Annotated in this window: 16 protein-coding genes and 1 other RNA gene; 9 read left to right on the top strand and 8 right to left on the bottom strand. The window is 64.9% G+C overall.

Annotated elements, in window-relative coordinates:
• Window positions 1–6: 6 nt before the first annotated feature.
• Complete coding sequence (gene recN / locus J7J08_RS03540) at window positions 7–1,668, top strand: DNA repair protein RecN (protein WP_214901501.1); 1,662 nt, start codon at window positions 7–9, stop codon at window positions 1,666–1,668.
• 22 nt (window positions 1,669–1,690) lie between these two features.
• Here the strand turns inward: recN and J7J08_RS03535 are convergent, their stop codons facing one another.
• Window positions 1,691–2,608: a LysR family transcriptional regulator gene (locus J7J08_RS03535; RefSeq protein ID WP_214901500.1), complete on the bottom strand. Its 918-nt coding sequence runs from the start codon at window positions 2,606–2,608 to the stop codon at window positions 1,691–1,693.
• A gap of 96 nt (window positions 2,609–2,704) precedes the next feature.
• Between J7J08_RS03535 and J7J08_RS03530 the strand changes: the two genes are divergently transcribed.
• Window positions 2,705–3,940: an SGNH/GDSL hydrolase family protein gene (locus tag J7J08_RS03530; RefSeq protein ID WP_214901499.1), complete on the top strand. Its 1,236-nt coding sequence runs from the start codon at window positions 2,705–2,707 to the stop codon at window positions 3,938–3,940.
• Window positions 3,941–3,975: 35 nt separating this feature from the next.
• On the opposite strand, the gene fur is transcribed toward J7J08_RS03530, so the two are convergent.
• The gene (gene fur / locus J7J08_RS03525; protein WP_214901497.1) at window positions 3,976–4,392 is read right to left on the bottom strand and encodes a ferric iron uptake transcriptional regulator; all 417 of its coding nucleotides are present in this window, start codon (window positions 4,390–4,392) and stop codon (window positions 3,976–3,978) included.
• A gap of 103 nt (window positions 4,393–4,495) precedes the next feature.
• On the opposite strand from fur, the gene bamE reads away from it, so the two are divergent.
• Window positions 4,496–4,891, top strand: a complete 396-nt coding sequence (gene bamE / locus J7J08_RS03520) for an outer membrane protein assembly factor BamE (protein WP_214901495.1) — start codon at window positions 4,496–4,498, stop codon at window positions 4,889–4,891.
• Window positions 4,892–4,925: 34 nt separating this feature from the next.
• Here bamE and J7J08_RS03515 read toward each other — a convergent pair whose 3' ends face one another.
• Together J7J08_RS03515 and J7J08_RS03510 are read right to left on the bottom strand one after the other, a co-directional pair.
• The gene (locus J7J08_RS03515; protein ID WP_214901493.1) at window positions 4,926–5,183 is read right to left on the bottom strand and encodes an RnfH family protein; all 258 of its coding nucleotides are present in this window, start codon (window positions 5,181–5,183) and stop codon (window positions 4,926–4,928) included.
• Window positions 5,184–5,186: 3 nt separating this feature from the next.
• A complete protein-coding gene (locus J7J08_RS03510; RefSeq protein WP_214901491.1) occupies window positions 5,187–5,615 on the bottom strand; it encodes a type II toxin-antitoxin system RatA family toxin in 429 nt (142 codons plus the stop codon).
• Window positions 5,616–5,671: 56 nt separating this feature from the next.
• On the opposite strand from J7J08_RS03510, the gene smpB reads away from it, so the two are divergent.
• From smpB to ssrA, 3 genes are all read left to right on the top strand, one after another.
• Window positions 5,672–6,175, top strand: coding sequence for an SsrA-binding protein SmpB (gene smpB / locus J7J08_RS03505; protein WP_214901489.1), 504 nt, complete (start codon window positions 5,672–5,674; stop codon window positions 6,173–6,175).
• Between the two features lie 238 nt (window positions 6,176–6,413).
• Entirely contained in the window at window positions 6,414–6,770 is a 357-nt protein-coding gene (locus J7J08_RS03500; RefSeq protein WP_214901487.1) for a hypothetical protein, read from the top strand.
• Window positions 6,771–6,881: 111 nt separating this feature from the next.
• Window positions 6,882–7,274: a transfer-messenger RNA gene (gene ssrA / locus J7J08_RS03495) on the top strand.
• Window positions 7,275–7,441: 167 nt separating this feature from the next.
• Here the strand turns inward: ssrA and J7J08_RS03490 are convergent.
• Window positions 7,442–8,068, bottom strand: a complete 627-nt coding sequence (locus J7J08_RS03490; RefSeq protein WP_214901485.1) for a LysE family translocator — start codon at window positions 8,066–8,068, stop codon at window positions 7,442–7,444.
• Window positions 8,065–9,129, bottom strand: a complete 1,065-nt coding sequence (locus J7J08_RS03485; protein WP_214901483.1) for a glutathione S-transferase C-terminal domain-containing protein — start codon at window positions 9,127–9,129, stop codon at window positions 8,065–8,067. Before J7J08_RS03485 ends, J7J08_RS03490 begins: the two co-directional genes overlap by 4 nt.
• 57 nt (window positions 9,130–9,186) lie before the next feature.
• On the opposite strand from J7J08_RS03485, the gene J7J08_RS03480 reads away from it, so the two are divergent.
• Window positions 9,187–10,089: a LysR substrate-binding domain-containing protein gene (locus J7J08_RS03480; protein WP_251006356.1), complete on the top strand. Its 903-nt coding sequence runs from the start codon at window positions 9,187–9,189 to the stop codon at window positions 10,087–10,089.
• A 39-nt stretch (window positions 10,090–10,128) separates the two neighbouring features.
• On the opposite strand, the gene J7J08_RS03475 is transcribed toward J7J08_RS03480, so the two are convergent.
• Window positions 10,129–11,445 (bottom strand): retropepsin-like aspartic protease, encoded by a 1,317-nt coding sequence (locus J7J08_RS03475; RefSeq protein ID WP_214901481.1) that lies wholly within the window; start codon window positions 11,443–11,445, stop codon window positions 10,129–10,131.
• On the opposite strand from J7J08_RS03475, the gene J7J08_RS03470 reads away from it, so the two are divergent.
• Both J7J08_RS03470 and J7J08_RS03465 read left to right on the top strand, forming a co-directional pair.
• Window positions 11,429–12,010, top strand: a complete 582-nt coding sequence (locus J7J08_RS03470) for a DUF2975 domain-containing protein (protein WP_214901479.1) — start codon at window positions 11,429–11,431, stop codon at window positions 12,008–12,010. The genes J7J08_RS03475 and J7J08_RS03470 overlap by 17 nt on opposite strands.
• An 8-nt stretch (window positions 12,011–12,018) precedes the next feature.
• Window positions 12,019–12,237, top strand: a complete 219-nt coding sequence (locus J7J08_RS03465) for a helix-turn-helix transcriptional regulator (RefSeq protein WP_214901477.1) — start codon at window positions 12,019–12,021, stop codon at window positions 12,235–12,237.
• A 373-nt stretch (window positions 12,238–12,610) separates the two neighbouring features.
• On the opposite strand, the gene J7J08_RS13465 is transcribed toward J7J08_RS03465, so the two are convergent.
• Window positions 12,611–13,204: a PAS domain-containing protein gene (locus J7J08_RS13465; protein ID WP_214901475.1), complete on the bottom strand. Its 594-nt coding sequence runs from the start codon at window positions 13,202–13,204 to the stop codon at window positions 12,611–12,613.
• Window positions 13,205–13,272: the final 68 nt, after the last annotated feature.

The following is a 13,272-nucleotide window of genomic DNA, read 5'->3' as shown; positions in this document are numbered from 1 at the left end:
AAGACCATGCTGAAACATCTATCAATCAAGGATTTTGCCGTTGTCCGCGCTACCGAACTGGAGTTCGGCGCGGGCATGACCGTGGTTTCCGGCGAGACGGGTGCCGGCAAATCGCTGATGGTCGACGCGCTGGGCTTCCTGTCCGGGCTGCGCGCCGACAGCGGCGTGGTCCGGCATGGCGCCGCCCGCGCCGAACTCTCGGCCGAGTTCGCCCCGGGCGACGATGCCCCGGCCCGGCGCTGGCTGCGCGAGAACGAACTGGACGATGACGAGCAGTGCCAGCTGCGTCGCATCATCCGCGCCGACGGCGGTTCGCGTGCCTGGATCAACGGGCGCCCGGTGACCCTGTCCCAGCTCACCGAGCTGGCCGGCATGCTGGTCGAGATCCATGGCCAGCACGAACAACAGGCACTGCTGGCACGCCCGTCGCAGTTGGCGCTGCTGGATGCGTACGCCCGCAACGAGGCCGAGCGCACCCAGGTGCGCCAGGCCGCTGGCCGTTGGCAGGCACTGGTGGACGAAGCCGAGTCGCTGTCGCGGCAGGGCGACGTCAGCGACCGCATCGGTTTCCTGGAACACCAGCTGGACGAACTGCAGCGCGAAGACCTGGAGCCGGCCTCGATCGCCACCCTGGGCAGCAGCCACCGCCGCCAGGCCCATGCCGGCGCGCTGGTCAGCGCCTGCGACGTGGCCGCCGCCCGCCTCAACGGCGACGACGAGGTCTCGGTGCTGCAGCTGCTGCAGCAGACCCGGCATGACCTGGCCCGCGTCGCTGAACACGACGCCCGCCTGGGCGAGGTGGATGCACTGCTGGACAGCGCGGTCATCCAGCTGCACGAAGCGCTGGCCCTGCTTGACCGGGTCCACGACGACCTGGATGCCGACCCGGAGCAGTTCGAGGATATCGAGCGCCGCCTCGGCCGCCTGCACGACCTGGCCCGCAAACACCGGGTGCCGATGGAAGGCCTGGCTGAACACCGCGACGCGATGGAAGCCGAGGTGGAGCAGCTGCGTGGTGCCGATACCCGCCTGCAGGCGCTGGCAGGTGAGATGGACCGCGCGGCGGCGCAATGGCAGACCGCGGCCACGGTGCTCAGTCGCAGCCGCGCCACCGCCGCCAACGCCCTGTCGGAGACCACCACCACGCTGATCGGCGAGCTCGGCATGGGCGGCGGCCAGTTCCTGATCGAGATCGAGCCGCATGCGGCGGCCAAGCCGGACCCGAACGGTGCCGAACGTGTTGAATTCCTGGTGGCCGCCAACGCCGGGCAACCGCCACGCGCCCTGCGCAAGGTCGCCTCCGGCGGCGAACTGTCGCGCATCTCGCTGGCCATCGAGGTCGCCGCGCTGGGCCTGGATGCGGTACCGACCATGGTGTTCGACGAAGTCGATTCCGGCATCGGCGGCGCAGTGGCCGATATCGTCGGGCAGAAACTGCGCGCGCTCGGTGAAAAGCGCCAGGTGCTGTGCGTCACCCACCTGCCGCAGGTTGCATCCAAGGGCCACGCGCACTACCGGGTCAGCAAGGCACCGGTGGAGGGCATGACCCAGAGCGCGGTGGAAAAGCTGGATGCCAAAGCCCGCGAGGAAGAACTGGCGCGCATGCTCGGCGGCGTCGAGGTCAGCAAGGAAGCCCGCGCGGCCGCACGCAAATTGTTGCAGGCGTAGAGCGGGGATCTGCCCCGCTGCTTCATCCCACCGGCCGCCCCAGATCCACCTGCTCCACCAGAAAATCCAACAACGCCCGCACCCGCAACGGCAGGTAGCCGCCCTGCCCCACGAACACGGCGTGCACTTCCTCCAGGTCGCCGGGGTTGGCCTGCTCCAGCACCGGCAGCAGCCGCCCGGCGGCGATATCACCCTGCACCTGAAACGCTGCCAATCGCGCCAGTCCCAGCCCGGCCAAGGCCAGCTGGCGGACCGCCTCCCCATCGCTGGCACGCGCATTTCCGCTGGGCGGCACCGTCTGTATCTGTCCCTCGTGCAGCAGCGGCCAGCCGGTGTGCGCGCGGGCCTGGCCCAGCTCCAGCCGGTTGTGCGCCGACAGCGCCGCCACCTCGAGCGGAAGCCCATGGCGCGCCGCGTAGGAAGGCGCCGCCACGATCATCATCCGGGTCTCGCCCAGTCGCCGTGCCACCAGGCTGGAGCTCTTCAGCGGACCGGCGCGCACGGCCACGTCAGTGCGCTGTTCGAGCAGATCGATCACCTCATCGGTGAGCACCACGTCCACCTCGACCTGTGGGTGCCGCGCCAGGAACGCCGGTAGCAGCGGCAGCAGGAAGTGCTTCCCGAACGGCACGTTGCTGTTCACCCGCAGCCGTCCGCGCGGTTCGGCGTGGGCACTGGCACAGCGTTCGGCCTCATCCAGATCGGCCAACACGCGCAGGCCGCGCTCATAGAATGCGCAACCTTCCGGGGTCAGCTGCAACTGCCGGGTGGAGCGCTGCAGCAGGCGCGTGCCCAGCCGCTGCTCCAACCGCGCCACCAGCTTGCTGACCGCCGAGGGAGTCATGTCCAGCGCGCGCGCCGCCGCCGAGAAACTGCCGGCCTCGATCACCCGCACGAAGATCTCCAGCTGGCCGGAACGGTTGGTATCGGGTGTCGACATTGGAAGAATTCAATTCACAGATGATTGTCCACAGGCAGTCTAGTTCACAGATCGACCGCCGCGCACCATGGCCGTCTCTTCCACGGGATGGCCCGCATGAACCTCCTGATCCGCATTGCCACCGGCACCCTGCTCACGATTTCCGCCGCTACCTCTTTCGCCGCCGCTGCAGAGGGTCCTGCGCCGCCACACTGGGTCGCCAGCTGGCAGGCCAGCCCGCAGCCGGTCTGGGGCGCTGACTTCCTGTTTCCCACCGGCATCCCGCAGGCGCTGACCCACCAGACCTTCCGTCAGACCGGCCGGATCAGCCTGGGCGGGTCCCGCCTGCGCGTGCGCTTGAGCAACGCGTACGGCACCACGCCGTTGCGGATCGGCGCTGCCAGTGTTGCCGGCAGCGCCGGGGCGTCACCGGTGGCGCTGTCCTTTGACGGCCAGCCGGGCACCCTCATCGCGTCCGGCCAGGACCGCCTGAGCGACCCGCTCGCGCTGCCCACCCGCGACCGGCAGGCCGTGCAGGTCGACGTCTATATTCCCGGTCCTGCGCCCCTGCAGACCTTCCACTGGGAGGGGCGCCAGACCAGCGCGATCGCCCCCGGCAACCAGACCGGCCGCGCCGCGCTTCACGACAGCACCACCACCACCGCGCGGCTGTTCCTGACCGGAATCGAAGTCGAGGCACCGGCAGCGGCGCGCACCGTGGTGGTGATCGGCGATTCCATCACCGACGGCGCTACCGCGAGCCTCGACCGCGACCAGCGCTGGACCGATCACCTGGCCGCCCGGCTGGCGTCGCAGGGCATGGCGGTGGTCAATGCCGGCATTTCAGGCGGGCGGCTGCTGCGCGACGGCATGGGCGAATCGGCGCTGGCCCGCTTCCAGCGCGATGCGCTGGATCAACCCGGCGTGGCCAGCGTGGTAGTGCTGGTCGGCATCAATGACATCAGCTGGCCGGGCACCGCCTTCGCCCGCGACCAGCCGCAACCGTCGCTGGCTGACCTCCAGGCCGGCTACCGCCAGCTGATCGAGCGCGCGCATGCCCAAGGCGTACGGATCGTTGGCGCCACCCTGACCCCGTTTGCCGGGGCCCTGCCCGGGACCTCGCTGAGCGACTACTACCGCCCCGACAAAGACGCACTGCGCCGCCAACTCAATGCGTGGCTGCGCGATGAGGCTCCGTTCGATGCCGTGATCGATTTCGACGCCGCCCTGCGCGATCCGGCCGACCCTGCCCGGCTGGCGCCCCGCTTCGACTCCGGCGACCACCTGCACCCGGGCGATGCGGGCAACCGGGCAATGGCCGAAGCGGTGGACCTGGCGGTGTTCGGGCAATAAAAAACCCGGGCGCGGCCCGGGTTCTCCTTAAAGGTCTACTTGCGCTTTTTGCGCACGTAGAGCACCAGCGAGTGCTCTTCCAGTTCGTAGCCGTGATCGGTGGCGATCTTGCGCTGGAGTTCTTCGATCTCGTGGCTTTCGAACTCGATGATCTTTCCAGAGTCGACATCGACCATGTGGTCGTGGTGGCCGCCCCGGTCCAGTTCGTAAACGGCCTGGCCGCCCTCGAAGTTGTGCTTCAGCACCAGGCCGGCGGCCTCGAACTGGGTCAGGACCCGGTATACCGTGGCCAAGCCGATCTCGTCACCGTGCTCCAGGAGCTGGCGGTAGATGTCCTCAGCCGTCATGTGGTGCTGATGGTGCTGGGCGTTGCGCTGCTCGAGCAGGGCAAGGATCCGCATACGCGGATGGGTCACCTTCAGGCCAACTTTACGCAGGTCGTGGGTTTCCATAGGTCTCCGTTCATTGGCGATTTAGCGCCAGCTGCCTCGGATCGGGTCGCGGCGACACGTTCGGAGTGTATCATCGACTGGATTTCCCCAACCGCCATTCCCGATGCGCAATCTCCTGCTGGTCGCCGCCGTTGCCCTGTCCACCACGGGCTGCGGCATCATCTATAAGCAACCCATCTACCAGGGCAACCTGATCCGGGAGCAGTCCGTCGGTCAGCTGCAGGTAGGCCAGAGCAAGCAGCAGGTCAACGCGCTGCTCGGCACCCCCTCCATCGACGACCCGTTCCACGCCCAGCGCTGGGATTACACCGCCAGCCAGCGGCTGGACCGCCTCGGCCGCACCGAAGTGAAGAACTTCGTGGTGTTCTTCGAGAACGACCAGGTGACCCGTTGGGAAGGCGACTACTTCCCCAACAACGATGCCCAGCTGGCCCGGGACCAGGTGCGCCAGTTCGGCCGCAACCTGGCCAAGGACAAGAAGAAGCAGCGCGGCCGCTGATCAGGGAATCGGGGCAGCCGGGCAGAGCCCGGCTCTACCTCACCCCAGCCCGCTTGCGCCGGTTGTCCTTCGGGTCGGCCAGCAGCGGCCGCAGCAGCTCCACCCTGTCCCCATCGAGCAACATCTGTTCCAGCTTCGCCAGCACCCCATGCACCGCAACCGCCGGACAATGCTCGCTGCCGTCGATCGCGGCCGCCGCCACTGCGGCGGCCACGGTGGCGCCGTCGGCCAGTTCCAGCTGGCGCGCCTCGGCCCGGTCGGGCCAGGCCAGCACCACCTCCACCCGGATCACGGCTCAGTCCTGCTCGTCGGCGACGCGGACGAAGTCATTGACCATGCGGTCGGCCAGGCCCTGGAAGCCCAGCGCCAGCGCCGGCCCGAGCAGGCGTGAGCTGGGTTCGAACTCCAGCGTGAGGCTGACCTTGCAGGCGTCCTCGGCCAGCGCATGGAATTCCCAGCGGCCGTGCAGGCGCTTGAAGGGACCATCGCGCAGCTGCATGTCGATGTGGTGCGGGCGCTGGAGGGTGTTTTCGGTCATGAACCAGGTCGAAAACGACCCCAACCCCAGATCCAGTCGGGCCACCAGCCGGTCCGGCCCGGATTCCAGGATCTGCGCGGCCGAGCACCACCGGAAGCGGCGCGGGTAGGCATCAATATCATTGACCAGGTCGAACATGCGGGCAGCCGAATGTTCAACCAGGGCACTACGTTGGATAGTTGGCATGCGAAGGCTTGGCTGGCGAATCGACCACGGAGGCCCGAATCGGAGACAATACGGAAATGAGCAAGAACAGCGGCAAGGATAAAGCAAAGAACGCGACGGCCAACAAAACCATCGCGCTCAACAAGCGTGCCCGCCACGAATACACCCTCGAGGACCGTTTCGAGGCCGGCCTGGCCCTGCAGGGCTGGGAAGTGAAGTCGATCCGCGCCGGGCGCGGCAACATCATCGACGCCTACGCCTACGTCAAGAGCGGCGAGATCTTCCTGATCGGCGCCCAGATCACCCCGTTGATCCAGGCCTCCACCCACGTGGTCGCCAACGACCGCCGCGAGCGCAAGCTGCTGCTCCACCGCAGCGAGATCGACAAGCTGGTCGGCAAGGTCGAGCGTGACGGCTACACCATCGTTCCCATCGCGATGTACTGGAGCAAGAACAAGATCAAGCTGGAAGTGGCGCTGGCCAAGGGCAAGCAGACCCACGACAAGCGCGACGCCGAAAAGGACCGCGACTGGGCCCGCGAAAAGCAGCGCACCATGCGCCGCCACAACCGCGACGCGTAGAGCCGCGCCAAGGCCCCAGGCGGGCGCCGTTCCGCCTGGCGCATCGCCATGCGCCCGTGACTTTCCGCATCATGACAACCATCCGTAGAGCCAGGCCCTGCCGCGCCGATGCACCGCATGGGCGCCATTCCGCCTGACGCATCGCCATGCGCCCATGATCTGCCGCATCATGACACCCATCCCGTAGAGCCGGGCGCTGCCCGGCTGCCCTACCCGCCCACCCCATCCGGAGCATTGCGTGACCGAAGAAATCCCCCAGGACACCGCCCCCAGCGCGGACCCCACCACCACGCTCCAGGCCGACATCGCCGCCTATGAAACCATCTTCGGCGAGCTCACCCGGGCGATGGACCCGGCCGCCCTGCTCAAGGTGCTGACCTACGTGCAGCGCAACGCCAAGCGCGAAGCCTCGGAAAACCAGAGCTACGACACGCTCGAGCACCGTCGCCTGGTTGCCCGGATCGAAGCCCTGATGGCCCGCGCCGAGCCCGAAGCCCGCAAGCAGGCCATGACCCAGCGCAACGCCCAGAACCACGACCGCAAGGTCCGCGCCAAGCACCAGGCCGACAGCAGGCGCCAGCGTGAAGGCAGGTAAGTCGGACAGGGCCGTAAAGCTTCCAGGTGACTGTTCAGCTGAATCGGAGTAGGATCGGCCCTATCAAGTAACGTCTGGTTCGCCAGACGCCTTGCAGTTCTTGAAGAAACCGGGGGTGCATTGGTTTCGACGGGGGTTGTGAAGTCACTTGGTGCATGCCGAGGGGGCAGCTTTCCTCGTTAATCCAGCAGCAAACTTCTAGTTGCCAACGACGACAACTACGCTCCGGTCGCTCTCGCAGCCTAAAAGCTGTTTGAGTTACCTTCTGCCGACTTAGGCGGAGCCCCGAACCCACTTGTGTCCATGCTCGTCGGTGTAGGGTCATTATCACGGAATCGGTTGTGATGGCTGCCTGTCAGTCACGACTTAACTTGAAGCAGGCTGATCCTGGGGTGCGTTTCGCACACCGTACTGCCACAGGACGACACCAAACGGTGAGCTAAGCATGTAGAACTGGGGATGGAGTGCCTTCGGACGGCGGTTCAATTCCGCCCACCTCCACCATTTAGACCCCTGATTTATCAGGGGTTTTTTATTGCCTGTCGTTTGGAAAAGCCGGATGTCGCCCCCATGATGGCGACCGGCTTTCCAGCCAGCACGTCGTCGGGCGCGGCCCGGGACACCTAATCGATCGTGTTCTTGAGCACCCCGGGCAACGACTGGGATTGCGATTACGGATGCGGCATGTCGACCGGAACGAGCACGAGCAACAGTGCCGATGCGAAGAGAAGCGCGCCCATCACCCGATCGATCCAGTTGCGCGCCGCTGGTGTGTCCAGGTAGCGCATCATCAGGATGCCCATCGCGCACCAGAGCGCCAAGCAAAGTGCGGGGATCGCCGTAAACAGCGCGGCCAGCATGAGAGTTGTCTGGAGGGGTTCGGCGCCGTTTCCTGCGGCAGCGGTCACAGTCAGCACCAGCACCCAGCTTTTCGGATTGAGAAACTGGAAGCCGAACAGCGCCACGGCGCTGCTGGGCCGGACACTGGTCCGCGCGGGCTGGGGCCTGCCTGATGGGGCGAACGTTTCCACGACCAGGCGGGCGCCCATCCAGCACAGGTACGCCCCGCCGGCGATGGTGATTACGGCGTATAGGCGCGGCTCGGCTTGGAATGCGGTGTTGGCTCCGGCCATCACCAGCGCCCACATGGCCAACCCACCGGCGACGACGCCGGCCATCGTTGGCAACGCGCTCATGAACCCGGATCGCGCGGCGATGCGCATGACCAGCAGATTGTTGGGACCAGGCGTGATGGTGGCGACGGCGATAAGACCTGCACCGATCAAGAGAGCGCTCATCGGCCTGGCTCTCCACGTTGAAGCGTCACAGGATCGATCTCAACCTCCTGTCCCGAGGCAAGCGCCACCCGTACTGGCCCGAAGCGCTCGCGACCGTGTGCGGCCGACCAGTCCGCGTCGGGTGCTACGGCGACGATGCCGAACGGGTTGAGGTTTCGGTCGTGCCGGTAGTACCCCTCGCGGATCGCGTCCAGATCGACCGTGGCCGCGACACCGCGCCACGAGTACAGGTCTCTCGCGTAGGCCCAAAGGTGCGGATAGTCAATCAGTCGCCGACGTGCGCATTTGAAGTGGCCGTGATAGACGGCGTCGAACCGGACCAGCGTCGGGAACAGTCGCCAGTCCGTCTCGGTGATGATCAGACCAAACAGATAGCGTGCGTTCGCAAGGCGCCGTTCCAATTGGCCGAGCGTGGCGAAAACGCTCTCAACTGCCTCGTCGTAGGCATCCTGTCGTTGTGCGAAACCGGCGCGATAGACGGCGTTGAGCAGCCCGGCCTGAAGATCGGCGTTGAGGGCATCGATCCGGTCGCGGAATGCGGGCGGAGTAAGCGTGAAGGCGGCTGCGACCTCCGCATCGGCCGCATCGAGAGCGCGGATGATATGGGCCGATTCGTTGCTGACGATCCGGCAGGCATGGCTGTCCCAGAGCACCGGCACTGTTGCCCGGCCGGTGTAACCGGGCGCCGACAAGCGATAGAGCTCGTGCAGGTGCCGGATCCGCGAGGCGGACCCCGGGACGGCCCATGGGGCACCGCCGGCGACCGCGTAGCCCTGCGTCCGCTCGCCGCCCGCAATCTGCACCGGCACGGCATGCTCCAGGCGCTTGAGCGCACGCACCAGCAGGGTGCGATGCGACCACGGGCAACTGGACGAAGCAATGAGCCAGTAGCGACCCGGTTGCGTGCGCAGCCGTTCTGCGATGTCACCCAGATCCTGGAAGAACACGCTGTCCGGTCTCACAAAGCGATCGTCGACGATTGTCGAATCGGCATCGACCCAGTGGCCATCGACCAGCATTCCCATGTTCTTCCCCGCGTTGGCGTGAACCTGATGCGGCATTGTGTGCCGCCCGGCGGGTCTCGGGAGCGCGACTAATGGTCTATTATCGAGTCCATTATGAAGATGCCCCTCAATGCACTTCGTGCGTTCGCCACCGTGTATGCCCACGGCGGGATTCGCTCAGCCGCGCGCGAGCTCGGCATCGTCCACTCATCGGTGAGCCGCCATCTCGCGGAGCTGGAAGCCTGGCTGGGTGTGCGGCTGATCAGCGACGCCGCAGGCCGGCGGGGTATCACGTTCACGCCGCAGGGAGAGGCGCTGGGCCGAGCCACGATGTCGAGCTTCCGCGATATCGAGCGCGCGGTCACCGCAGTGCAGGAATCACGCTCGGGGCGCTCGGTCACCATATCGACCGCCCCTTCTTTTGCAGCGCGCTGGTTGCTTCCGCGCCTGCCACGGCTCGAGCAGGCACACCCCCATCTTGAAGTGTCGGTGGTTGTGGACCAGAAGATCGATAACCTGCAGACCGGTGACATCGACCTGGCGATCCGCATGGGCCGCGGGCCCTGGCCCGATGTGAAGTGCGAGCCGCTGATGGACGAAATCCTGTATCCGGTCATGAGTCCTGCGCTGTTCGAAGCCTCCGGCCGGCCCACGCAACCGGCCGACCTGCTCGGCACGCGGCTGGTGCATGATCGTGATCCGCATGCGTCGTGGGAGGCATGGCGGCAGCTACACGGCCCGGCGTCGCTGGATGTGTCTGCCGGCTCCCGCTTCTCATCCTCGGACCTCGTGCTTCGGGCTGCTGTGCAGGGCCAAGGCGTCGCGCTGGCGCGTCATCGGCTTGCAGTCGATGACATCGCCTCGGGCGCACTCGTAAGACCGATTAAAGATGCCGTCGTGGTGCTCGGAGCGGCTTACTGGATTGCGCTCCCACTGCACCGCAATGTGCGCAGTGGGGCATCGACGGTCATCACCTGGCTGAAGGAACAAGCCGCGTACAGCGACACGGTGATCTGAGCGCCGAGCATCTTGGGGGCGTGACGACATGCATGGACGTTATTGGTTCAGCAGGTCACCCAACTCCAGGCGCATGCTTTTCAGATCCAGCGTCCAATGATCGAAGGCATTGAGCACGTCATTCCCAAGCACGCCTTGACCACGCTCGTGTGCCTTCCCCGGATCCCGCATCACCACGGGTAGCGCTGGTAGCACGATGGCGCGATCACCCACTGCAACGTTTGCTTGACTCCACAGGACGACGTCACGTTCACTAGCGCCGCCGGCGCCGGCCAGTCGTTGCTGAGCCTTCTCCAGTCCTTGGAGTGGCTGCGGATGCGCGGCCGAGAATGATTGCGACAAGAAGGATTTGTTACCGCCGCTATCAAGATGCAAAGGTACACGGATGCCGTTCACATGCGCATCCACGAACAAGTCGCTCCCAGCCAGGAACAGATTGGGTCCGCGCTCCGTCTCGCCATTGCCCAGTTCCGGCAGCAGCGTACCGTCGTGATTGAAGCGCACGCGCCCCATCGCCCGGAAAACAGGGAACCCAATGATCGCATCAATCCTGTAGCCACCAGGCAAGGGGATTTCAAGCTGCGCGTCCTCAACCACCAGGAACGGTACGTGCTCAAGCACCAAGCCAGCTATCGCCAAGCGGTCAGCCACCGCGACCTCGACAGGCACTCGCGCGCGGCTGGAGCTACCCACACTTGCCGCGCCGAGTCGACGCAAACCCAGGCGTTCGGCCGTGCTGGCCGATACGACGGAGAGATTGGCGCCGGTATCCAGCACGGATTCCTGCTTCTGCCCATTGATCATCACCTGCGAACGCGGCAGTCCTGCCTTGTCACGCGCATACGGCGTCGATGCGGGTATGAAGCTCACCGTTTGCTGAGGTGCAACGTCTGCCAGTCGACCGGCCAAGGCCTCGATCATCGCCGCCCCTTCCATTGCGCTGGCATCGCCGTTGCAGCGCTCCAACAGGGCGTGGTGGATCTGCGCTGCAGTGGACGCCTTCGCGTAGTGAGCCGATGAAAAAGCCGCATCCGCAATTACCGCCTGTGCCTGCACGGCATCGCAGTCGGCTGCGTCACGCAGTGTCAAAAACTGTTCGGCCAGGGCTATGGCGGTGGCTTCGTCCAGGTTGCCCGCGGCCATGCGCGCCTGCGCCAGTAAGGCCCAGTCGGACGGAAGCTGGGAGACCGCCACTTCCAAGGCAGCGATGTCGCCGTCGGAGGCGGCTTGCAGCCACTGCGAAGCATCCCGCGAAGACGCGGAGGTCAGAGCTGGGGAAGCAAGCGCCAAAAGCAATGCCGACAGGCGTCCAGCGCGGCGACTACCCCCCACTTCTCTATTGTCACCACCCATCATCAGCGTGTATCCTTTTGCGAATATTGTTTTCTGTAAAACAGAAATTACTATGCACAATACAGATATGTCAAATGGACTTTACAGCGCTTCCCGCAGGCTGCGGCTTTTGTTGTGGCTGGGCGTACTGCTGGCCCCCCTGCTCACTGCGGGTGGATTGCTGGGGGCGTGGCAAGGCGGCGACGGTCCCGCAGGCACTATGTTGGATAGCGGAGGGCTACCGCTGGCGTGGGCCTCTGCACTCGCGATTCTGCAGAGCCTGCTGGTCGCCGCTGCGCTGTATCAGTTGGCTGTGCTGCTTGGGCAGGTTCGGGTCGAAAAGCTGTTTCCAGCCCAAACCAGTCGCCGCTACCGCTACTTCGCGGCATTGCTTTTCGTTGCGGCGGTGGTCCATGGTCCGTTGTCCATCATGCTCGGTGCCGTCTTGGCACCGCATGACGGTGCCCCGGTCATGGTCGTGGACATGGCCGATCTGCTCGCGCTCCTGGTGACTGCGGTGCTGTGGTTGGTTGCCCGCTTCTTCGATGTCGCGAGTCGGCTCGAGGAAGACCAACGCTCAATAGTCTGAGTACCATCATGACCATTGTCGTACGTTTAGACGTCGTACTCGCCTTGCGCAAAGTCCGCTCTCGCGAGCTTGCCCAACACATCGGCATCACCGAGTCGAATCTGTCCCTGCTCAAATCCGGGCGAGTTCGGGGCATCCGTTTCGAGACGCTATGCAAGATCTGCGAATACCTGCAATGCCAGCCCGGCGATATTCTGGTCTACGAGGCGGACAACAAATCCATATGAGGATCTGGATCGTATAGCTGTCCGGTTGGGCTCACACCCTTTCTCTGCTCGCACCCTTGGGCAAATACCGGTGGGTACGCGAAGCCTGAGGTCCAACGGGCTTGATGTCCATGAAGTTCACAATGCGGACCTGCAAGGGTCTGCGGTTGCTCTGCGTCAATGCCTCAGCGTAGCAAGGAGGCCGGGGTTATTTGTGCAGCAAAGCCCCGCACGGTTCCCGCTTTCGACTGAGCCTTCGACAAGCGAAACATCGAGGACCGTCGGACTGGCAGCGCCGACCGCGCCCTACCGAGATCGTAACGGGTGGGAACTGTGCTTCTGAATACAATTCGGAAAAGCGATTCAATGCGCTGCCAACTACACAGGAGGCGGATCAGAACACGCGGTCGATCTTCATTGCCTGGAGCCACAGGGCCATCAGCCCGGCACGGCTACGCACGCCAAACTTTCGGAAGATCAACGTGACGTAGGAATGTGTGGTGGAGACCGCAAGGCCGAGCTTCTCGGCAATCTGTTTCTCGGTGGCTTCGGTGAGCAGCAACTGCAGCACCCTCTTCTCGTGAGGTGCCAGGTGGGCAACGCCAAGCAGCTCATCGCTCTTTGAAGACACCGGTTGCCGCAACGCAGTCACATCGCGGGCAAGACCGATGCGCAACTGCTGCGCCTGCAACCAACGTGCCGACCACATGACCTGTACTTCATTACCCGCCTTGTGCAGGTAACGGTTCTCGAAGCCGACCCGGGCGCCGCCGCGCGCCACCTTGCGTGCCTCGCGCAAGGTCCGGTCCTGTTCACGCGGCACCACCAGATCCAGCAACGGCACACCGGCCAACTCGCCGGGGACATATCCGAAGATGTCTTCGCAAGCGGCGCTGGCATAGGCAATTCGATGGTTTGCATCAACCATGAAGACCGCGTCGGGCAGCTGGTCATAGATTTCAAACACGCTGGCACTGCTGAACGACACTATTGTTTTCCCCTGTGAACTCTCGCCTCATCCTGCCTCCTGGAGCGGATGAACGAAGACTTATTGTC

Source organism: Stenotrophomonas sp. ISL-67 (genome assembly GCF_018612915.1).
Lineage (GTDB): Bacteria > Pseudomonadota > Gammaproteobacteria > Xanthomonadales > Xanthomonadaceae > Stenotrophomonas.
Note: the sequence above shows the minus strand (reverse complement) of the source record. Positions and strands in the feature narration are given on the sequence as shown.

Coding starts and splice junctions, on each gene's coding strand:
- recN (WP_214901501.1), top strand. CDS start 7: ATGCTGAAACATCTATCAATCAAGGATTTTGCCGTTGTCCGCGCTACC.
- J7J08_RS03535 (WP_214901500.1), bottom strand. CDS start 2,608: ATGTCGACACCCGATACCAACCGTTCCGGCCAGCTGGAGATCTTCGTG.
- J7J08_RS03530 (WP_214901499.1), top strand. CDS start 2,705: ATGAACCTCCTGATCCGCATTGCCACCGGCACCCTGCTCACGATTTCC.
- fur (WP_214901497.1), bottom strand. CDS start 4,392: ATGGAAACCCACGACCTGCGTAAAGTTGGCCTGAAGGTGACCCATCCG.
- bamE (WP_214901495.1), top strand. CDS start 4,496: ATGCGCAATCTCCTGCTGGTCGCCGCCGTTGCCCTGTCCACCACGGGC.
- J7J08_RS03510 (WP_214901491.1), bottom strand. CDS start 5,615: ATGCCAACTATCCAACGTAGTGCCCTGGTTGAACATTCGGCTGCCCGC.
- smpB (WP_214901489.1), top strand. CDS start 5,672: ATGAGCAAGAACAGCGGCAAGGATAAAGCAAAGAACGCGACGGCCAAC.
- J7J08_RS03490 (WP_214901485.1), bottom strand. CDS start 8,068: ATGAGCGCTCTCTTGATCGGTGCAGGTCTTATCGCCGTCGCCACCATC.
- J7J08_RS03485 (WP_214901483.1), bottom strand. CDS start 9,129: ATGCCGCATCAGGTTCACGCCAACGCGGGGAAGAACATGGGAATGCTG.
- J7J08_RS03480 (WP_251006356.1), top strand. CDS start 9,187: ATGAAGATGCCCCTCAATGCACTTCGTGCGTTCGCCACCGTGTATGCC.
- J7J08_RS03475 (WP_214901481.1), bottom strand. CDS start 11,445: ATGATGGGTGGTGACAATAGAGAAGTGGGGGGTAGTCGCCGCGCTGGA.
- J7J08_RS03465 (WP_214901477.1), top strand. CDS start 12,019: ATGACCATTGTCGTACGTTTAGACGTCGTACTCGCCTTGCGCAAAGTC.